This is a genomic window from Streptomyces sp. NPDC004752 (assembly GCF_053601275.1).
Genome location: NZ_JBSGBN010000072.1, coordinates 29,069 through 48,813 on the forward strand (window position 1 = coordinate 29,069; position 19,745 = coordinate 48,813).

General features: G+C 71.3%; 18 protein-coding genes, 1 tRNA gene and 1 pseudogene. 4 read left to right on the top strand and 16 right to left on the bottom strand.

Annotated features, from left to right (window positions below):
* Positions 1 to 161: 161 nt before the first annotated feature.
* The 11 genes and pseudogenes from ruvB to pgsA form a co-directional block, all read right to left on the bottom strand.
* Positions 162 to 1,250 carry a Holliday junction branch migration DNA helicase RuvB gene (gene ruvB / locus ACWEKM_RS27210; protein WP_451623867.1) on the bottom strand — a complete coding sequence of 363 codons (1,089 nt, stop codon included), beginning with the start codon at positions 1,248 to 1,250 and terminating at the stop codon, positions 162 to 164.
* Positions 1,251 to 1,280: 30 nt separating this feature from the next.
* A complete protein-coding gene (gene ruvA / locus ACWEKM_RS27215) occupies positions 1,281 to 1,886 on the bottom strand; it encodes a Holliday junction branch migration protein RuvA (RefSeq protein WP_451623868.1) in 606 nt (201 codons plus the stop codon).
* Complete coding sequence (gene ruvC / locus ACWEKM_RS27220; protein WP_451623869.1) at positions 1,883 to 2,422, bottom strand: crossover junction endodeoxyribonuclease RuvC; 540 nt, start codon at positions 2,420 to 2,422, stop codon at positions 1,883 to 1,885. The genes ruvA and ruvC overlap by 4 nt, the downstream gene beginning before the upstream one ends.
* Before the next feature lie 122 nt (positions 2,423 to 2,544).
* Positions 2,545 to 3,297, bottom strand: a complete 753-nt coding sequence (locus ACWEKM_RS27225) for a YebC/PmpR family DNA-binding transcriptional regulator (RefSeq protein ID WP_451623870.1) — start codon at positions 3,295 to 3,297, stop codon at positions 2,545 to 2,547.
* Positions 3,298 to 3,346: 49 nt separating this feature from the next.
* A complete protein-coding gene (gene pdxT, locus ACWEKM_RS27230) occupies positions 3,347 to 3,952 on the bottom strand; it encodes a pyridoxal 5'-phosphate synthase glutaminase subunit PdxT (RefSeq protein WP_451623871.1) in 606 nt (201 codons plus the stop codon).
* A 3-nt stretch (positions 3,953 to 3,955) separates the two neighbouring features.
* Positions 3,956 to 4,867: a pyridoxal 5'-phosphate synthase lyase subunit PdxS gene (pdxS, locus tag ACWEKM_RS27235; protein ID WP_451623872.1), complete on the bottom strand. Its 912-nt coding sequence runs from the start codon at positions 4,865 to 4,867 to the stop codon at positions 3,956 to 3,958.
* A gap of 318 nt (positions 4,868 to 5,185) precedes the next feature.
* Complete coding sequence (locus ACWEKM_RS27240) at positions 5,186 to 5,728, bottom strand: hypothetical protein (RefSeq protein ID WP_451623873.1); 543 nt, start codon at positions 5,726 to 5,728, stop codon at positions 5,186 to 5,188.
* A gap of 248 nt (positions 5,729 to 5,976) precedes the next feature.
* Positions 5,977 to 6,161: pseudogene (locus ACWEKM_RS27245) on the bottom strand (alpha-(1-2)-phosphatidylinositol mannosyltransferase); the annotation flags it as partial.
* A gap of 173 nt (positions 6,162 to 6,334) precedes the next feature.
* Positions 6,335 to 7,504 carry a glycosyltransferase family 4 protein gene (locus ACWEKM_RS27250; RefSeq protein WP_451623874.1) on the bottom strand — a complete coding sequence of 390 codons (1,170 nt, stop codon included), beginning with the start codon at positions 7,502 to 7,504 and terminating at the stop codon, positions 6,335 to 6,337.
* A complete protein-coding gene (locus ACWEKM_RS27255; RefSeq protein WP_451623875.1) occupies positions 7,501 to 8,409 on the bottom strand; it encodes a phosphatidylinositol mannoside acyltransferase in 909 nt (302 codons plus the stop codon). The genes ACWEKM_RS27250 and ACWEKM_RS27255 overlap by 4 nt, the downstream gene beginning before the upstream one ends.
* Positions 8,406 to 9,140, bottom strand: a complete 735-nt coding sequence (gene pgsA / locus ACWEKM_RS27260) for a phosphatidylinositol phosphate synthase (RefSeq protein ID WP_451623876.1) — start codon at positions 9,138 to 9,140, stop codon at positions 8,406 to 8,408. The genes ACWEKM_RS27255 and pgsA overlap by 4 nt, the downstream gene beginning before the upstream one ends.
* A gap of 251 nt (positions 9,141 to 9,391) precedes the next feature.
* Here pgsA and ACWEKM_RS27265 point away from each other — a divergent pair, with 251 nt between their 5' ends.
* Positions 9,392 to 11,590 carry an elongation factor G-like protein EF-G2 gene (locus tag ACWEKM_RS27265; RefSeq protein ID WP_451623877.1) on the top strand — a complete coding sequence of 733 codons (2,199 nt, stop codon included), beginning with the start codon at positions 9,392 to 9,394 and terminating at the stop codon, positions 11,588 to 11,590.
* Positions 11,591 to 11,843: 253 nt separating this feature from the next.
* A complete protein-coding gene (locus ACWEKM_RS27270) occupies positions 11,844 to 13,490 on the top strand; it encodes a hypothetical protein (protein WP_451623878.1) in 1,647 nt (548 codons plus the stop codon).
* A gap of 18 nt (positions 13,491 to 13,508) precedes the next feature.
* Here ACWEKM_RS27270 and ACWEKM_RS27275 read toward each other — a convergent pair whose 3' ends face one another.
* On the bottom strand, positions 13,509 to 14,069 hold the full coding sequence (locus tag ACWEKM_RS27275; protein WP_451623879.1) for an HIT family protein: 561 nt from the start codon (positions 14,067 to 14,069) through the stop codon (positions 13,509 to 13,511).
* Positions 14,070 to 14,136: 67 nt separating this feature from the next.
* Between ACWEKM_RS27275 and ACWEKM_RS27280 the strand changes: the two genes are divergently transcribed.
* Complete coding sequence (locus ACWEKM_RS27280; protein WP_451623880.1) at positions 14,137 to 14,793, top strand: potassium channel family protein; 657 nt, start codon at positions 14,137 to 14,139, stop codon at positions 14,791 to 14,793.
* 30 nt (positions 14,794 to 14,823) lie between these two features.
* Here ACWEKM_RS27280 and thrS read toward each other — a convergent pair whose 3' ends face one another.
* The 3 genes from thrS to ACWEKM_RS27295 form a co-directional block, all read right to left on the bottom strand.
* Positions 14,824 to 16,800 carry a threonine--tRNA ligase gene (gene thrS, locus ACWEKM_RS27285; protein ID WP_451623881.1) on the bottom strand — a complete coding sequence of 659 codons (1,977 nt, stop codon included), beginning with the start codon at positions 16,798 to 16,800 and terminating at the stop codon, positions 14,824 to 14,826.
* A gap of 121 nt (positions 16,801 to 16,921) precedes the next feature.
* Positions 16,922 to 18,160 carry a hypothetical protein gene (locus ACWEKM_RS27290; RefSeq protein WP_451623882.1) on the bottom strand — a complete coding sequence of 413 codons (1,239 nt, stop codon included), beginning with the start codon at positions 18,158 to 18,160 and terminating at the stop codon, positions 16,922 to 16,924.
* Complete coding sequence (locus ACWEKM_RS27295) at positions 18,157 to 18,723, bottom strand: DUF4365 domain-containing protein (protein ID WP_451623883.1); 567 nt, start codon at positions 18,721 to 18,723, stop codon at positions 18,157 to 18,159. Before ACWEKM_RS27295 ends, ACWEKM_RS27290 begins: the two co-directional genes overlap by 4 nt.
* Positions 18,724 to 18,891: 168 nt before the next feature.
* Between ACWEKM_RS27295 and ACWEKM_RS27300 the strand changes: the two genes are divergently transcribed.
* On the top strand, positions 18,892 to 19,617 hold the full coding sequence (locus ACWEKM_RS27300) for an exonuclease domain-containing protein (protein ID WP_451623884.1): 726 nt from the start codon (positions 18,892 to 18,894) through the stop codon (positions 19,615 to 19,617).
* 53 nt (positions 19,618 to 19,670) lie between these two features.
* Here ACWEKM_RS27300 and ACWEKM_RS27305 read toward each other — a convergent pair.
* Positions 19,671 to 19,742 (bottom strand) — tRNA-Val (locus tag ACWEKM_RS27305).
* Positions 19,743 to 19,745: the final 3 nt, after the last annotated feature.

The following is a 19,745-nucleotide window of genomic DNA, read 5'->3' on the forward strand; positions in this document are numbered from 1 at the left end:
CGGGTTTTCCTTCGCACGACCGCGGCGGACAGCGGCCTGGTGGCTGGGGGTGTGGACGGCGCCGCCCGAGGGCGGCATCGGCGGAGTCTAGGCGAGTCCGCGCGCATGGAACAACGCTCAGCATGGCACCTGGGTTCCTGCCCCGGCCAATGCGCTCGCCGTCACGCCCCGAACAGGTTCTGTTGTCCGTTTCCCGCAGTCGCCGGGCGGGGCGGAGTGAGGCCGAGATGCGCCCACGCGGCGGGCGTGGCGATCCGGCCGCGCGGGGTGCGGGCCAGCAGGCCCTCGCGGACCAGGAAGGGCTCGGCGACCTCCTCGACCGTCTCGCGCTCCTCCCCCACGGCGACGGCCAGGGTGGACAGGCCGACCGGGCCGCCGCCGAACAGTTTCAGCAGGGCCGTCAGGACGGCGCGGTCGAGGCGGTCGAGGCCGCGGGCGTCGACCTCGTAGACGGCGAGGGCCGCTCCGGCGATCTCGCGTGTGATGAGGCCGTCGGCCTTGACCTGCGCGTAGTCCCGGACGCGGCGCAGCAGACGGTTGGCGATGCGGGGCGTGCCGCGCGAGCGGCCGGCGATCTCGGCGGCGCCCTCGGACTCGATCTCGACGTCGAGCAGCCGGGCCGAGCGGTGCACGACGCGCTCCAGCTCGGCGGGCTCGTAGAACTCCATGTGGGCGGTGAAGCCGAAGCGGTCCCGCAGCGGGGGCGGCAGCAGGCCCGCGCGCGTGGTGGCGCCGACCAGGGTGAACGGGGGCAGTTCGAGCGGGATGGCGGTGGCGCCGGGGCCCTTGCCGACGATGACGTCGACGCGGAAGTCCTCCATCGCCATGTAGAGCATCTCCTCGGCGGGCCGGGACATGCGGTGGATCTCGTCGAGGAAGAAAACCTCGCCCTCCTGGAGGGAGGAGAGGATCGCGGCGAGGTCGCCGGCGTGCTGGATGGCGGGGCCGCTCGTGATGCGGATCGGGGCGCCCATCTCCGCCGCGATGATCATCGACAGGGTGGTCTTGCCCAGGCCGGGGGCGCCGGAGAGCAGCACATGGTCGGCGGTGGCGCCGCGCGCGCGTGCGGCCCGCAGGACGAGGTCGAGCTGCTCCCGGACCTTCTCCTGACCGATGAACTCGCCCAGGTCCTTGGGGCGCAGGGCGGCCTCGACGGCCTGGTCCTCGCCGTCGGCGACAGAGCCCACCAGCCGCTCGGGGCCGGCGAGCCCCTCGGGAGCGGGGGTGTCGGTCGTGTCGTCCCAGTTCACTGAGGTCTCCTAGCTGCGTGGCGCAGGTGATCAGCGGGCGCGGTTGAGGGTCTGGAGGGCGGCCTTCAGCAGCTGTCCGACCTGCGGGGCGCCGCCGGCCGCCTCGGCCTGCGGGGTCACGGCGGCGACCGCCTCGTCGGCCTCGCGGGTCGCGTACCCGAGGCCGATCAGGGCGGCGTGCAACTGGTCGCTCCAGCCCTGGGTGACCGGGGCGCCGACGGCCGGGGCGCCGACCGGGGCGCCGAGCCGGTCCTTCAGCTCCAGCAGCAGCTTCTGCGCGCCCTTCTTACCGATGCCGGGGACGGCGACGAGCGCCTTCTCGTCGCCCGTGGAGACCGCCCGGCGCAGCGCGTCGGGGGTGTGGACGGCCAGCATGGACTGGGCGAGGCGGGGGCCGACGCCGCTGGCGGTCTGGAGCAGCTCGAAGACCTGGCGCTCGTCGTCGTCCACGAAGCCGTACAGGGTCAGCGAGTCCTCGCGCACCACGAGGGAGGTGGCCAGCTTGGCGGGCTGTCCCATGCGGAGGGTGGAGAGGGTGTTCGGCGTGCACTGGACGGCCATGCCGACACCGCCCACCTCGACGACGGCGGTGTCGGGAGCGAGTGCGGCGACCGTGCCGCTCACGAAGGCGATCATGCCGTACGGCCTTTCGGTGCTTTGGCTGCGTGCAGGGCCACGGCCTGCTGGAGTCGGTTCTGCGCGGGAGCGCGCCAGATGTGGCAGATGGCCAGGGCGAGGGCGTCGGCCGCGTCGGCGGGCTTCGGGGGCGCATCGAGCCGCAGCAGCCGGGTGACCATGGCGCCGACCTGCGCCTTGTCGGCGCGGCCGGTGCCGGTGACGGCGGCCTTGACCTCGCTGGGGGTGTGCAGGGCGACCGGAATGCCCCGGCGGGCCGCGCAGAGCATGGCGACGGCGCTGGCCTGGGCCGTGCCCATCACGGTGCGCACGTTGTGCTGGCTGAAGACGCGCTCCACGGCGACGTACTCGGGACGGTGCTCGTCGAGCCATGCCTCGATGCCCTGCTCCACGGCGACCAGCCGGTGGGCCGGCTCCGCGTCCGCGGGGGTGCGGACGACGCCGACGCCGAGCATCGTGAGCGGGCGCCCCGCGACGCCCTCGACCACCCCGATTCCGCAGCGGGTCAGCCCCGGGTCCACCCCCAGCACGCGCACGCGCCCCTCCGTTCGATCTGCTGTTTGTGCAGGCTATCGGGTGCCACCGACAACGCCCCGCAAAGGGACGGGCCGACGGGTGTGTCCCGTCGGCCCGTGCGCCCGTGCAGTGCGTCGCGGTGTTACGCGTCGACCTTCTCCATGACCTCGTCGCTGACGTCGAAGTTGGCGAAGACGTTCTGCACGTCGTCGCTGTCCTCCAGCGCATCGATCAGCTTGAAGATCTTCTTGGCGCCCTCCTCGTCCAGCTCGACCTGCATGGTCGGGACGAAGTTGGCCTCGGCCGAGTCGTAGTCGATCCCGGCGTCCTGTAGGGCGGTGCGGACCGCGACCAGGTCGGTGGCCTCGCTGAGCACCTCGAAGGACTCGCCGAGGTCGTTGACCTCCTCGGCGCCCGCGTCCAGGACGGCACCGAGCACGTCGTCCTCGGAGAGTTCGTCCTTGGGGACGATGACGACGCCCTTGCGGTTGAACAGGTACGACACCGAGCCCGGGTCGGCCATGGAGCCGCCGTTGCGGGTCATGGCGACGCGGACGTCGGAGGCGGCGCGGTTGCGGTTGTCGGTGAGGCACTCGATGAGCACCGCGACGCCGTTGGGGCCGTAGCCCTCGTACATGATCGTCTCGTACTCGGCGCCGCCCGCCTCAAGGCCACCGCCGCGCTTGATCGCGGAGTCGATGTTCTTGTTCGGGACCGACTGCTTCTTCGCCTTCTGGACGGCGTCGTAGAGCGTCGGGTTGCCGTCGAGGTCGACACCGCCCATCCGCGCCGCGACCTCGATGTTCTTGATCAGCTTCGCGAAGAGCTTGCCGCGCTTGGCGTCGATCACGGCCTTCTTGTGCTTCGTCGTGGCCCATTTAGAGTGGCCGGACATCTGCCTGTCTCCTTCGCGTAACCCATCTCTGCAACGAACGCCAGAGATCCTACAAGGACTCCGCCGCCCGGCTCGCGTGCACCATGTCGACGAACAGGGCGTGCACGCGGTGGTCGCCGGTCAGTTCCGGGTGGAACGACGTGGCGAGCGCGTTGCCCTGTCGGACCGCGACGATGTGGCCGTCGTGCTCGGCGAGCACCTCGGCCGCCGCGCCGACGGACTCGACCCAGGGGGCCCGGATGAAGACGCCCTCTACAGGATCGCCCGCGATCCCCGCGACGGCGACCGCCGCCTCGAAGGACTCGTTCTGCCGCCCGAAGGCGTTGCGCCGCACGATCATGTCGATCCCGCCGACCGTCTCCTGACCCGAGCGCGGGTCGAGGATCTTGTCGGCGAGCATGATCATGCCGGCGCAGGTGCCGTACACGGGCATGCCGTCCCGCACGCGCGCGCGGAGCGGGTCCATCAGCCCGAAGAGGACGGCGAGCTTGGAGATGGTCGTGGACTCGCCGCCGGGCAGGACGAGCCCGTCCACCGCGGCGAGTTCCTCGGGGCGCCGCACCGGCCTGGCCACGGCGTCGGCCGCGGCCAGGGCAACGAGGTGTTCCCGTACGTCGCCCTGGAGGGCCAGGACGCCGACGACAGGAGTGCTCATGGGTTACCAGCCGCGGTTTGCGTAGCGCTCGGTCTCGGGAAGGGTGTCGCAGTTGATGCCGACCATGGCCTCGCCGAGGTTGCGGGACGCTTCCGCGATGATCTTCGGGTCGTCGTAGAAGGTGGTGGCCTTCACGATGGCGGCGGCGCGCTTGGCCGGGTCGCCGGACTTGAAGATGCCGGAGCCGACGAAGACGCCCTCGGCGCCGAGCTGGCGCATCAGAGCGGCGTCGGCCGGAGTGGCGACACCGCCGGCGGAGAACAGCACGACCGGGAGCTTGCCGAGTTCGGCGACCTCCTTGACCAGCTCGTACGGGGCGCGCAGCTCCTTGGCGGCGGCGTACAGCTCGTGGTTGTCGTACCCGCGCAGCCGGGCGATCTCGTTCTTGATCTGGCGCAGATGGCGGACGGCCTCGACGACGTTGCCGGTGCCGGCCTCGCCCTTGGAGCGGATCATCGCGGCGCCCTCGGCGATGCGGCGCAGCGCCTCGCCCAGGTTGGTGGCGCCGCACACGAACGGCGTGGTGAAGGCCCACTTGTCGGAGTGGTTGACCTCGTCGGCCGGAGTGAGGACCTCGGACTCGTCGATGTAGTCCACGCCGAGGGATTGCAGCACCTGGGCCTCGACGAAGTGGCCGATGCGGGACTTGGCCATCACGGGGATCGATACGGCGCCGATGATGCCGTCGATCATGTCCGGGTCGGACATACGGGCCACGCCGCCGTCCTTGCGGATGTCGGCCGGGACCCGTTCCAGGGCCATGACGGCGACGGCGCCCGCGTCCTCGGCGATCTTCGCCTGCTCCGGCGTGACGACGTCCATGATCACGCCGCCCTTGAGCTGTTCGGCCATGCCGCGCTTCACGCGGGCGGTGCCGGTCTCGGGGGCCTGGTTTTCCGGAAGCGTGCTGGACACGGGTGACCTCACTCGATGGAAGAAGGTTTCTGCCGCACTGAGAAAACGTGAATGGACCAGTCCACAGCAAGGGCCAATGGCAAGTCGGTGGATCCTTTTGCCCGCCGGGCCGCCCGCTGGTGCGGCTCGGCCAAGCAGGTCCGGCGAAGCCCGTTACGGTGCGACAGCGCCCTGAAGGGGCCCGGGGCTGTATCGATATGCGGCTCCGCCTCGGTGGGGTCCCCCCTGTTCGAGCGGAGCCGAGAGCTCGGGGGAGCGACCGGCCACGATGGTGCCGCAGACTACCGACGGCACAGCGCGGCAATTCCGGCGGAGCGCTCAGGCGGACCGGTCCACGAGGGCCGCGGGCGGCTCGTCGTCCATCTCGAAGGCCAGCGGGAAGGGCGCGTGACCGGCCAGCCGGAACCAGCGGACCTTGCGGTGCTCGCGCAGCCTGCGGGCCGCCCCCACGGCGTCGTTGTGGAAACGGCGGGCCATCGGCACCCTGCGCACCGCCTCTGTCAGCTCGTGGGCGGCCGACTCGCCGCCGGGTGCCCCGCGGACCTCCTCGACCTGCTGGGGCTCCGCGAAGACGGCGCGCAACGCCTGGCTCAGCTCGCTCTCGGCGACCTCCCGCTGCTCCTCCTCGGCCTGTCTGGCGGCGTGCGCGGCCTCGTACAGCACCATCGAGGCGGCCGGGTCCAGCACTCCGGAGGTCGCCAACTCCTGGGCCACCGAGGCCCGGCGCAGCAGCTGGGCGTCGAGGGCGGCGCGGGTCGCGTCGATCCGGGAGTGCAGCCGGTCGAGGCGGCCGGCCGTCCAGCTCAGGTAGAGGCCGACGGCGACCAGAACGACGAGGATCCAGATGAGGGTTGCGGTCACGGCGGGCAAGGCTACCGGGGCGCTCCGCTGGGTCGGGCGGGGCCGGGGTTGGGGTAGGTTGCCCGGGCTGAAGGCAGCGTCACCGGGGGCTGCCGCCCCCGGACCCCCGCTTCGGCCCAAGCGGCCTCGTCCTCAAACGCCGGACGGGCTGAATATGGTCAGCGCCTCTCGAACCGCCGGGCCAAGCCACGGTCCCGAGCCCAGACCCGGACGAACCAGCCACCCCGCCCACACCCCAACCGGCAGGCTCAGTCACGGTCCCGGACGAGGCCGAAGCGGGCGCGCAGGTCCGAAACCCGTTCGTCTGCTGCCACCGCTGCCGTGCCCGTCGTCCCGTCGTAGAGGTGGACAAGATGTCCGCCCCGACGGTGGACCAGTCAAAACGGCGCACATGAGCACTGCCACGGCCGCGCGGTTCACTGCGGCGCACCGGTCGGCAAGCGCGGACCCCCACTTCGGTCCGAGTGGCCTCGTCCGCAGACGCCGGACAGGCTGACCACGGCCACCGACTCGCGAACCGCCAGGCTCAGTCACAGCCCCGAGTCGAGCCGACGCGGGCGCGCCGCCGCGACACCACGCCCACCGTCGCCTCGCGATCCGCCCGGATCAATCCCGGTCCCGGGCCAGGCCGAAGCGGGCGCGTAGGCCCGAAGCGCGTTCGTCCGTCGCCACCGCTGCCGTGCCCGTCGTCACCGTCTCGTAGACGGACAGAATGTCCGCCCCGACCGTGGACCAGTCAAAACGGCGCACATGAGCGCTGCCACGGTCACGCAGTTCGCTGCGGCGCACCGGGTCGGCGAGCAGGCGGACCGCCGCGGCGGCGAGCGCGTCGGCGTCCTCGTTGGCGAACAGTTCCCCGGCCGCTCCCTGGTCCAGTACCTGGGCGAAGGCGTCCAGGTCGGAGGCGAGGACGGGGGCGCCCGCCGACATCGCCTCGACCAGGATGATGCCGAAGCTCTCACCGCCGGTGTTGGGCGCCACATACAGGTCGATGCTGCGCAGGAAACGCGCCTTGTCCGCGTCGCTGATCATGCCGAGGAACTCGACCCGGGAGCGCAGCTCGGCGGGGAGCGTCTCGACGGCCTCCTCCTCGTCGCCGCGGCCGGCCACCAGCAGCCGGGTCCCCGGTCGCGCGGCGAGGATCTTCGGCAGGGCTTTCATCAGCACCGGCAGGCCCTTACGCGGCTCGTCGATGCGGCCGACGAAGCCGATCGTGTCCCCCTGCCACTCGGGCTTCGGCTCGGCGTGGGCGAAGAAGTCGACGTCGACGCCGTTGGGGATCACCACCGCGTCCCCGCCCAGGTGCTCGACCAGCGTGCGCCGGGCGTACTCGCTCACCGCGATGCGCGCGCTGATCTTCTCCAGCGCGGCCTGCAAAATCGAGTACGCGGCGATCATCGCGCGTGAGCGGGGGTTGGAGGTGTGGAAGGTGGCCACGATGGGGCCCTGTGCCGCCCAGCAGGTCAGCAGGCCCAGCGACGGCGACGTCGGCTCGTGGATGTGCACCACGTCGAAGGCGCCGTCGTGCAGCCACCGGCGTACTCGGGCGGCCGAGAGGAAACCGAAGTTCAGGCGGGCCACCGAGCCGTTGTAGGGCACGGGCACCGCGCGGCCGGCCGAGACGACGTAGGGCGGCAGCGGGGTGTCGTCGTCGGCGGGCGCGAGGACGGAGACCTGGTGGCCGAGGCCGATGAAGTACTCGGCCAGGTCCCGGATGTGGAACTGGACGCCGCCCGGCACGTCCCAGGAGTACGGGCAGACGATGCCGATCCTCACGAGGTTCCCTCCGGCGGGTCCAGATCAGCGAGCCACAGGCGCTGCAGCATGTGCCAGTCCTCCGGATGCTCGGCGATCCCCGAGGCGAAGGCGTCGGCCAGCGCCTGTGTCATGACAGACGTCTTTTCGGCCCGCGTACCTGTCTCGGGTACCTCGATGGGGGGATGGATTTGGCCTTGCATGACCGGGGAGTCGTCGTACCAGAGCGTCACGGGCAGGAGCAGCGCGCCCGTCTGCTGGGCGAGCAGGGCCGGGCCCGCGGGCATCCGCGCCTGCTCGCCGAAGAAGCCGACCCGCACACCGGAGGCGGACAGGTCGCGGTCGGCGACCAGGCAGACCAGGCCGCCGTCGCGCAGCCGCCGGGCCAGGGTGCCGAACGCGGAGCCGCCGTTGTGCGGCAGGACCTCCATGCCGAGCCCCTCGCGGTAGGCGACGAAACGGTCGTAGAGCGTCTCCGGCTTCAGGCGTTCGGCGACGGTGGTGAAGGAGGTGCGCAGTTCGGTGGTGACCCAGGCGCCCGCGAGGTCCCAGTTGGCCAGGTGCGGCAGGGCGAGGACGACGCCCCGGCCGGAGGCCAGGCCGTCGGTCAGGTGGTGGACGCCCTTGGGCTCGAAGCCGGTCCTGATCCGCTCGGGGCTCCAGGCGGGCAGCCGGAAGGACTCCATCCAGTAGCGCAGGTACGAGCGCATGCCCGCCCGCGAGAGTTCGGCGAGGCGCTCCGGGGTCGCGTCGGGCACCACGCGCGCGTAGTTGCTCTCCAGCCGCCGTACGCCCTTGCCGCGCCGCTTCCAGGCGAGGTCGGCGATGGTGCGGCCGAGCCGCACGGCGACCGGCTCGGGGAGCGTCTTCACGGCGCTCCAGCCGATTCCGTACAGGGCGTCGGTCAGGCGCTCACGGGCGCTCACTTGGCCGCCTCGCTCCCCTGGGACTCGTTGCGGTGGCCCGCCGCCGCCTCCGCCTCGGCGGACTCCCGGCGGACCGTGACAACGCGCTGGACCAGGGTGACCAGGCTGCCGACGGCGACGATCCACAGGGCGATCGGCAACAGCCACTGGATGCCCGGCACGCCGAACTTGTGGAAGCCCGCGAGGCCCGCCGCGACCAGCGAGATCACCAGCCGTTCGGCACGCTCGACGAGGCCGTTGACGGCCACCGGCAGGCCGATCGACTCGCCGCGCGCCTTGGTGTAGGACACCACCTGGCCGCTGGCCAGGCAGAAGATGGACACGGCACACAGCCCATTGTTGTCCCCGTTGCCCGCGTACCACAGGGCGAATCCGCCGAAGACCGCGCCGTCGGCCACCCGGTCCAGGGTGGAGTCCAGGAAGGCGCCCCAACGGCTGGAGCGGCCCAACTGGCGGGCCATGTTGCCGTCGACCAGGTCGGAGAAGACGAAGAGCGTGATCACGACCGTGCCCCAGAAGAACTCGCCCCGGGGGTAGAAGACCAGTGCGCCCGCGGCCACTCCGGCCGTGCCGATGAGCGTCACCGTGTCGGGACTGACGCCCCGGCGGATGAGAAACGCGGCGAACGGTGTGAGGACACGCGTGAAGAAAGCACGCGCGTACTTGTTCAGCATGGACTTCCCGACGGTCGGTGTCGCCGCGCGGCCCCTGGTGGCTGCCGGCTGGCCCATCGTAGCCACGCGCGCGCGTGCGCAACGTCCGGGCACCCGGACCCGCGGAGATCGGGTGGACGGGGCGCAACCCACGGCGGGCGTCGCGATCACGTCGCTTGTATGGACGCACCGTGACGGGAGTGGAAAGCTCGAATAACCGCGGGCGTCGCCGGAGCCGCCACTGCTGGGGGCACCCCCGGACGCAGTCCGAGGGAGGATGCCGGGACCCCGCGCCCACTGTGACCTCACCGTGCACGGGAGGCTAGGCCATGGGCGACAAGGCGAACACACACCCTGGGGCCGCCGGCAGGGCTACGGCGGCCGACCACCCCGCGTCCGTACGGAATGTGGTGCTGGTCGGCCACTCCGGATCGGGCAAGACCACCTTGGTGGAGGCTCTCGCGCTGACCGCGGGAGCGGTGAACCGGGCGGGCCGTGTGGAGGACGGCGGCACCGTCTCCGACTACGACGAGATCGAGCACCGGCAGCAGCGCTCCGTACAGCTCTCGCTGGTGCCCGTCGAATGGGACGGTTTCAAGATCAACCTCTTGGACACCCCCGGGTACGCCGACTTCGTCGGAGAGCTGCGGGCCGGTCTGCGTGCCGCGGACGCGGCCCTCTTCGTGGTGTCGGCCTCGGACGGCGTGGACGGCTCGACCCGGATGGTGTGGGAGGAGTGCGCGGCCGTCGGCATGCCGCGGGCCATCGTCATCACCCATGTGGAGGCGGCCCGCGCGGACTTCGAGGAGATGACGCGCGTGTGCGCGGCGGCGTTCGGCGGAGACGACCCGGATGCCGTGCTCCCGCTGTATCTGCCGCTGCACGGGCCGCGGGCCGCCGACGGGCACGCGCCCGTGACCGGGCTGATCGGACTGCTGTCACGGCAGCTGTTCGACTACTCGTCCGGGGAGCGCGAGGAGTCCCAACCGGGCCCCGACCTGCTCCCGCAGATCGAGGACGCCCGCAACCGGCTGATCGAGGGGATCATCTCCGAGAGCGAGGACGAGACCCTGATGGACCGCTATCTCGGCGGTGAGCAGGTCGACGTCAAGACGCTGATCGAGGACCTGGAGCGGGCCGTGGCGCGCGGGGCGTTCTTCCCGGTGCTGGCCGCCGCGCCCGCCGCCGAGGGGGCCCGCCAGGGGCTCGGCACGGTCGAGCTGCTGGATCTGGTCACGCGCGGCTTCCCGACCCCGCCGGAGCACACGGTGCCGGAGGTCACCACGATCGACGGCAGACCGCGCGTGCTGCAGCCGTGCGATCCCGACGGGCCGCTGGTCGCCGAGGTCGTGAAGACCTCCTCCGACCCCTATGTCGGCCGGGTCTCCCTGGTCCGCATCTTCTCCGGCACGCTGCGCCCCGAGGAGACGGTGCATGTCTCCGGGCACGGTCTTGCCGACCGCGGTCACGAGGACCACGACGTCGACGAGCGGATCGGCGCCCTGTCCACCCCGTTCGGCAAGCAGCAGCGGCCGGTGACGCACGCCGTCGCCGGCGATCTGGCGTGCGTGGCGAAGCTGGGCCGGGCCGAGACCGGGGACACGCTCTCGGCCAAGGACGACCCGCTGCTCATGGAGCCGTGGCAGATGCCCGACCCGCTGCTGCCGCTCGCGATCCAGGCGCACAGCAAGCCGGACGAGGACAAGCTCTCCCAGGGCCTGGGCAGGCTGGTCGCCGAGGACCCGACGATGCGCCTGGAGCAGAACCAGGACACGCACCAGGTGGTGCTGTGGTGTCTGGGCGAGGCGCACGCGGACGTCGCCCTGGAGCGGCTGCGCAGCCGGTACGGCGTCCAGGTCGACGTGGTGCCGCACAAGGTGTCCCTCCGGGAGACGTTCGCGGTCCGGGCCGCCGGGCGCGGGCGTCATGTGAAACAGTCCGGCGGGCACGGGCAGTACGCCATCTGCGAGATCGAGGTCGAGCCGCTGCCGGGCGGCTCGGGCATCGAGTTCGTGGACAAGGTGGTCGGCGGTGCCGTGCCGCGGCAGTTCATCCCGTCGGTGGAGAAGGGCGTAAGGGCCCAGGCCGCCAAGGGAGTTGCCGCCGGGTATCCGCTCGTCGACGTGCGGATCACGCTGCTGGACGGCAAGGCGCACTCGGTGGACTCCTCCGACGCCGCCTTCCAGACGGCGGCCGCGCTGGCGCTGCGGGAGGCCGCGGCGGACGCGACGATCCATCTGCTGGAGCCGGTGGCCGAGGTGAGCATCCTGGTCGGCGACGACTATGTGGGCGCCGTGATGAGCGACCTGTCGGGGCGGCGCGGGCGGGTGCTGGGCACCGAACAGGTGGGCACGGGCCGGACGCTCGTGCGGGCCGAGGTGCCCGAGTTCGAGATCGGCCGGTACGCGGTCGACCTGCGCTCCCTCTCGCACGGCACGGCCCGCTTCGGCCGCGCGTACGCCCGGCACGAGCCGATGCCGGTCCAGATCGCCGAGAAGATCCGCGCGCAGGTGAAGGAAGCCTCGTAGACGGCCTGTTCAGGAGCTCGCGGCCGGCCCGAACGGAGCGGTTGCTTCCGTGCGGGCGGTCGCGAGCGCTCCCGGAGGCGAACGAACCATGAGAGCAGCTTTGGCCGTCCGGAGACGGATGTCGGTGGCTGCGGATACGCTGATCACCTGATCACGTTGTGCCGCATCGGCACGACGACCTGTTCAACAGGTGTGCGGAGCAAGGAAGTCGGGAAGGCCGCAGGAGCGACACCGGCGGCGATCGGGGGCGGGCATGTCGATTGGAACCGAGTGGGACGGGCCACAGGTACCCATCGCAGGGGACGGAAGTCAGGCGGCGACCTTGGCGCTGGCCTCGGCCGCCTACCGGGACAGCGCGTTGGAGGAGATCAAGAAGGCCGACAACGACTGGCATCAGTCCGCCGTCAAGTCCGGCCGGGTGGCCCTGTTCAAGCCGAACCTGGGCGAGGCGTTCTCACGGGCCGTGGTCGACCGCATGCTCGGCTCCGGGCGCAAGCCGCTGATCCAGTCCTTCGGTTCCGAGCCGCAGGTCGTCGTGGAGCACTGCCTGGCGGCCAACAACATCCGCCGCACCCGTGACAACCAGCTCAGTACCGTGATGGTGCTGTGCGGCCTGCTGGTGCTGCCCGGGCTGCTGCTGTGGCTGCTCGTCTTCCAGCTGCGTACGTACATGGCCAAGCGCGACGCCAAGCGTGCCGGGGCGCTCGCCACAGCCCTGCTCGTCGCGGTGGGCGCGATCGCCCTGATCTTCCTGATCCGGATGCCGTTCACCGGGTTCTGGGCCTGGTACGCACGCGCGTCGGTCGTCCTGCCGGTGTTCGGCTGGTTCTGGGCCCGGCGGATCTGCGAGCGCGCGGCGAAGGACCTGCGGGCCCGGTGGGACGGCCTGCTCTCCGGCACCAGCATCGGCGCCAAGGTCCCCGAGGCCGTGCCGAGCAGCCCGGGCGAGACGGCCGCGGAGCAGCTGCGCCAGTCCCTGGCCCGGCTCAGCGCCGAGCAGCAGTCCAACTCGGTGTTCTACGCCGGGCCCAAGGGCATACTCGGCATGGGCACGCGCTGGGGCAGCTGGCAGCTCGCCGAGGACCTGCTGCCCGCCGACCCCACCCGGGAGATCCACCCGTTCCGCAGCTGGGACGTCATCCGCGCGATCCACGACCAGTTGGCGATGCTGGAGCGCGGCCCGCTGAACACCGGTGGCTTCCCCAAACCGTCCATACGCCACTGGATCGTCACGCCGATCGGGGAGAACGCGAAGGCGGTGTCCCGTCCGGACGGTGCGGATGTCGAGGCGTTCCAGGTCAAGCCGCACGCGATACAGGAGATCTGCAACAAGCAGCAGTTCGGCAGCGGCAACCGGCACTACCTGGGCGTGCAATGGACGCTGTGGGACGGGCAGTTGATCATCAACATGCTGATCACGGTCACCGTGCTGCACCAGACGCTGCGCATCGAGGTGACGGGGCACGCGCTGGGGCCGGTGCACGGGCTGTTCACCTCGAAGCCGTCGGCGCCGACGAAGCAGGTCACCAAGTCCTTCAAGCCGTGGGAGACCCGGTCGATCAAGCTGCCGCTGGTCGGCACCGACGAGGTGGTGCGGCTCGCGGCGCGGGCGCCGCTCACCTGGTATCCGCCGCTGCTGAACTGGCTGGGCGGCTCGCTGGGCCTGCCCGAGCCGTTCGGCCTGCGGCACGTGTGGACGGACAAGCCGTGGCGGCACCGGTTCATGGCCGACGACGCGCTGCGTGCCGCCGCGCCGGTACTGCGGGTGGTGCACACCGCGGCGATCCGGGTGCTGAAGGAGCACGGCGTGGACACGGACAAGTTCGGCGCCCGTTCTTCGTTCCTCAGCTCGAACGTGCAGGACCCGTCGCCGCGGAAGGCCGATCTGTACGACGCGTAGCACCCGCGGGCCGGCGTCTCACGGCGTCGGCCACGCCTGCGCCAGCATCGTGCGCGTATCCGCCAGCAGCTGCGGCAGCACCCTGGTGTGACCGACCACCGGCATGAAGTTCGTGTCGCCGCCCCAGCGGGGCACGATGTGCTGGTGGAGGTGGGCGGCGATACCGGCGCCCGCGACGGTGCCCTGGTTCATGCCGATGTTGAAGCCCTGGGCGCCGGACGCGGTGCGCAGTGCCGTCATCGCCTGCTTGGTCAGCTCGGCCAGCTCCGTGGTCTCCGGCCCGGTCAGATCGGTGTAGTCGGCGACATGCCGGTAGGGCACGGTCATCAAGTGGCCGCCGTTGTACGGGTACAGGTTGAGCACCGCGTACACATGCTCGCCGCGCCGGACGATCAGTCCGTCCTCGTCGGACTTGGCCGGGATCGAGCAGAAGGGGCAGCCGTCGTCGGCCCCCGGACCGGTCGGCTTGTTCTCGCCCTGGATGTAGGCCATCCGGTGGGGCGTCCACAGGCGCTGGAACGCGTCCTGCGTCCCCACTCCGATCTGCTGCTCCGGCTCACTCGTCATGCTACGCAGCATATGGCTTCGCCCGTTCGCGGCGTGTCGTCGGGGTTGCGGCAACCGGCTCCCGGGCGAAGCTGGGCCGGTGTACGACGACAGTCCCCCAGATCGCTGGGAACGCCGCGCGGAGCTGCCGCTCGCCGTGACGTCGCTGGTCTTCCTCGCCGCGTACGCGGTCCTGGTGCTGGGGCCCGGCGTCGGCGCCGGGTGGCGGGCCCTGTGCCAGGCCGCGCTCTTCGCGGCCTGGGCACTGTTCGCCGTGGACTACGCGGTGCGGTGGCGGTTGAGCGGTCAGCGGCTGCGCTTCGCACGGACGCACTGGCTGGACACGCTGGTGCTGCTCCTGCCGTTGCTGCGCCCGCTGCGCGTGGTCCGCCTCTACGAGGCCCTGCAGCACCGGCACGGCCGGCCCCGGCTGGCGCTGCACGCGCGTGTGATCGTGTACGCGGGTCTGTCCGCCGTACTCCTCGGCTTCTCCGGCGCGCTCGCCGTCTACCAGCAGGAGCGTGGGGCGCCCGACGCGACCATGCGGACGTTCGGGGACGCCCTGTGGTGGACCTGCTCGACGCTGAGCACCGTGGGCTACGGGGACATCGTCCCGGTGACCCGGCTCGGCCGGACGATCGCGGTGGGCATGATGGCCGGCGGTCTCGCCCTGCTCGGCGCGGTCACCGGGTCGTTCTCGTCGTGGATGCTTCAGGTCTTCTCGCGCGAGGACGACGCGCGGCCCCCGAGGAGCTGAACCTCCTCGGGGGCCGCCGCATGGGCCGGCTCAGACCTGTGCCCGCTCCTCCACGACCTTCACGATCTTGGCGATGGCCTCGTCGAACGGGATGCCGTTCTCCTGCGAGCCGTCGCGGTAGCGGAACGACACCGTGTCCGCGTTCATGTCGTCGTCACCAACGATGATCATGAACGGAACCTTCTGCTTCTGCGCCGTCCGGATCTTCTTCTGCATACGGTCCGAGGAGGAGTCCACCTCGACGCGCAGCCCCTTCCTCCGGGCCGCGGCAGCGAACTTCTCCAGGTACCCGACGTGCGCGTCCCCGACCGGGATGCCCACCGCCTGCACCGGCGCCAGCCAGGCCGGGAAGGCGCCCGCGTAGTGTTCGAGGAGCACCGCGAAGAAGCGCTCGATGGAGCCGAAGAGCGCGCGGTGGATCATGACCGGGCGCTGCTTGGAGCCGTCGGCGGACGTGTACTCCAGGTCGAAGCGCTCCGGCAGGTTGAAGTCGAGCTGAATGGTCGACATCTGCCAGGTGCGGCCGATCGCGTCCTTGGCCTGGACGGAGATCTTCGGGCCGTAGAAGGCGGCGCCGCCCGGGTCCGGCACGAGCGGCAGGCCCTGCTTCTCGGCGACCTGGCGCAGTGTCTCGGTCGCCTCCTCCCAAGCCTCGTCGGAGCCGACGAACTTCTCCGGGTCCTTGGTGGACAGCTCCAGGTAGAAGTCGGTCAGACCGTAGTCGCGCAGCAGACGCAGCACGAAGGTGAGCGTCTTGTCCAGTTCCTCGGACATCTGCTCGCGAGTGCAGTAGATGTGCGCATCGTCCTGGGTGAAGCCGCGGGCCCGGGTCAGGCCGTGCACGACGCCGGACTTCTCGTACCGGTACACGGTCCCGAACTCGAAGAGCCGCAGCGGCAGTTCGCGGTAGGAACGGCCGCGCGCGTCGAAGATCAGGTTGTGCATCGGGCAGTTCATGGGCTTGAGGTAGTAGTCCACGCCCTCGTCGAGCTGCATGGGCGGGTACATGCCCTCGGCGTACCAGTCCAGGTGGCCCGAGGTCTCGAAGAGCTTCCCCTTGGTGGCGTGCGGGGTGTAGACGAACTCGTAGCCCTCCTCCTCGTGGCGGCGCCGCGAGTAGTCCTCCATCACCCGGCGGACGATGCCGCCCTTGGGGTGGAAGACGGCGAGGCCGGAGCCGATCTGCTCGGGGATGGAGAACAGGTCGAGTTCGCTGCCCAGCTTGCGGTGGTCGCGCTTCTCGGCCTCGGCGAGGAAGTCGAGGTACGCCTTCAGCTCGTCCTTGGACGGCCACGCGGTGCCGTAGATGCGCTGGAGCATGGGGTTCTTCTCGCTGCCGCGCCAGTAGGCGGCCGCGTTGCGCATCAACTTGAACGCCGGGATGTTCCGGGTGGAGGGCAGGTGGGGACCGCGGCAGAGGTCCTTCCAGCACAGCTCGCCGGTCTTGGCGTCCAGGTTGTCGTAGATCGTCAGCTGGCCGGCGCCGACCTCGACGTCCGCGCCGTCGTCGGCGGAAGCGGACCCCTTGAGGCCGATCAGCTCCAGCTTGTACGGCTCGGCGGCCAGCTCCTCGCGGGCGGCCTCGTCGGTCACGGCACGGCGGGAGAACCGCTGGCCCCGCTTCTGGATCTCCTGCATCTTCTTCTCGATGGCCTTGAGATCCTCGGGCGTGAACGGCTTCTCGACATCGAAGTCGTAGTAGAAGCCGTCCCTGACGGGCGGGCCGATGCCCAGCTTGGCCTCCGGGAACAGCTCCTGCACGGCCTGCGCCATCACGTGCGCGGTGGAGTGGCGCAGGATGTTCAGACCGTCCTCGGAGGAGATCTCGACGCCCTCGACGGTCTCGCCGTCCTCGACCTCGTAGGCGAGGTCCTTCAGCTCTCCGGCCACCCGGGCGGCGATGATCGAGCGTTCGCCGGCGAAGAGCTCGGCGGCCGTAGTGCCCGTCGTCACCGTGCGCTCTTCCCGCTCGGATTCGCGTTGGACGATCACACGGACGTCTGACACCGGTCTCTCCTGACTGCTGGTGGATGCGGGCGCCGTACCAGGAGCGCGCGCAATAGGGGATCGTACCGACCGGGGCCCGCCGACGGCGAAACGGTGGCCCTGTGTGAGGGGCCGCCCCCGGTCAGTCGCAGTCGTCCCCGCTGCACGCCTCCTCGAAGAAGTCGAGGTTCTCCTGTAGGGACTTCATCAGACGGTCCCGCTCGGCGTCGTCCACCTGCACCGGTACCACCCCCAGGGCGCCGGTGAGCCGGCGGAACCCGCCCCGGCTCTCCAGCCGGCCGTGCACCCGCACCGGCAGCCCGACGAGGTGCGCGTGCCCAGCGATGCGGTAGTCCTCCTCGTCCAGGGTGACGCGGACATGCGGCACCTCGGCGCCGGCGATCACCCGCAGCCGTACGGTGCCCGCGCCGCGCGGGCCGGAACGCCGCATGCGGACCACGGTGCCGGTGACCCGGACCGGGACGGAGGGTTCGTCGCGCAGATAGCGGGCGCCGGCCTCGCGCAGCACGGGCAGATCGCCGGGCGAGAACTCGACGGGCTCGGCGGCGCTCGCGCAGTCCTCGGGGACCGCGGCGGCGGGCGCCCACGCGACGGCGATCCGGGCGCCCTCGGTGCCGCGGACGAGGGCCACCAGCGCCTCGGTCAGCTCGCGGCTGACGCCGGCCTCGACGGCCGCGTCGAAGGCGTCCATGCCGCCGGTGGCGCGCTGGTAGTCGATCGCCTCGCGCGTGGCGTGCAGGGCCTGGTGCAGGCGCACGGACAGGGCGCGTTCGGTGCCCACCGGGACGAAGGCGGTGAGGTGGCCGTGCGCGGCCGGTCCGACCAGGACGTCCGCCAGCGTCGCGGCGGCCGACCGACGGTGCCGGGCGCCGTAGTAGCCCGCGCGCCCGCGGCCGGCGAGCGCACCCGCGAGCAGCATCTGCCGGGCGGCGGCGCGCAGTTGTTCCTCGACCGCCCAGGGCGCCGCGCCCGCCGGGCCGCTCGGCACGTCCCGCCACCAGTGGATCTCGTCGCTGGGCACGGCGAGCCCGACGAGCACCTCGCGCGCGGAAGGCGTACCGCTGCGGGACAGCGCGACGAGGGCTTCGGCGAGCAGGTCGTCGCTGTCGGGGAAGGCCCGGCTCTCGGGCACGAGCAGGCTGGTCCCGCCGCCGCCCGGCCCCGGTGGGGTCCAGCGGCCGTACCGTCCGGCGGCGCCGCCGCGGCGCTGCCAGCCGTGCCGGTGCAGCAGGGCGCCGAGCACCGCAGGGTCGACGGTGGCCGGGTCCAGCCCGGCGGGCTCGACCCCGTGGTTCCCCCGGGCGTCGTCGGGGTGCGGCCTGACCTCCCGCAGGGGCTCGTCGGTCGGACGGTGCCTCACGGTCTGCCTCCCGTCCCGACCCGCGTCATGATCTCGCACAGCACCCGGTCGTCGAAGATCCGCGCCGTGGGTATGCGCACGGTGGTCCGGTGCCGGCCGGTGACCGGGTGACCGGCCAGGTTCACCCAGTAGCAGCAGTGCCGCAGGTCGAGCCGGTCGTGGCTGGCACGCAGCCAGTCGTCCTGGGAGCGCGGGACGAGCATCACGACCAGGATCTTGTGCACCGAGACGGGGGTGCGAGCGAGCTTGCGCAGGTGGTCGTTGTCGAGGGTGAAGGAGAAGAAGCGGCCCGGGGGGTTGGGCGCGATCTGGTAGGTGCACTTGAGCTGCACCTTGATGGTCACCTCGTCGTCGACGGTGTGTCCGGGGGCGCTGTGGCTGACGTGCCAGTCGATGCCGTTGTCCGGGAACGGCTGGGACAGCGAGCAGCCCGCGGCGGCGGCGACCGCGTGCAGGTAACCGACCTGCAATGTCTCCATGCAGGCGGTGGTGGCGAGTGTGCCGCGATGGGGGCCCGTGCGTTCGGGCAGCAGCCCGCCCCGCTCGGGCTGCGCTATCGCCATGACCAACAGCCTTCCAAGCCAGATGTTTTCCCGGGACGGGCCGCTGAACTGCAAAGACCCGTACTCCTGTTGTGTCCTTGCGGCGTACGGCGCAAACAGCCCGGGTATCACCAAACAGGCAGAAGACGGGTCGTCATCTGCCGTGGGTGAACGAGGAGTTGTGTGGGCATGACGTGCTGGTACGAGGGACCCCTTGCCGCCTTCGACACGGAGACCACGGGCGTGGATGTCGAGACCGACCGGATCGTGTCGGCCGCCGTCCTCGTCCAGGACGCGCCGGGCACCCGACCCCGGGTGACCCGCTGGCTGGTGAACCCGGGTGTGCCGGTGCCGCGGGCGGCGACGGCGGTGCACGGGCTGACGGAGGAACACCTGCAGCGCAACGGCCGCTGGCCGGCGCCGGTGATGTTCGAGATAGCCGAGGAGTTGGCGGGGCACGCGGCGCTGGGCCGGCCGCTCGTGGTGATGAACGCGCCGTTCGACCTGACGTTGCTGGACCGGGAGTTGCGCCGCCATCGGGCCTCGTCGCTGGGCCCCTGGTTCGAGTCGGCGCCGCTGCTGGTCCTGGATCCGCGAGTGCTGGACAAGCATCTGGACCGCTATCGCAAGGGCCGCCGGACGCTGACCGATCTGTGCGCGCACTACGGCGTGCCGCTGGAGGGCGCGCACGACGCCGCCGCGGACGCGCTGGCCGCGCTGGGCGTCGTACGGGCGCTCGGGCGGCGCTTCGCGACCCGCTTGGATCGCCTGTCCCCCGCCGAGTTGCACACGCTGCAGACGACCTGGCACGCGGCGCAGGCCCGCGGTCTTCAGGCGTGGTTCGCGCGCAGCGGCTCGAACGAGGCGGTGAGCACGGACTGGCCGCTGCGTCCGGAACTCCCGGCGGCGGCCTGAAGAACGACGACGGCGGCCCGTCTGCTCAGTCGCAGACGGGCCGCCGGTCCGGGTGGGCGATACTGGGTTCGAACCAGTGACCTCTTCGGTGTGAACGAAGCGCTCTCCCACTGAGCTAATCGCCCGGG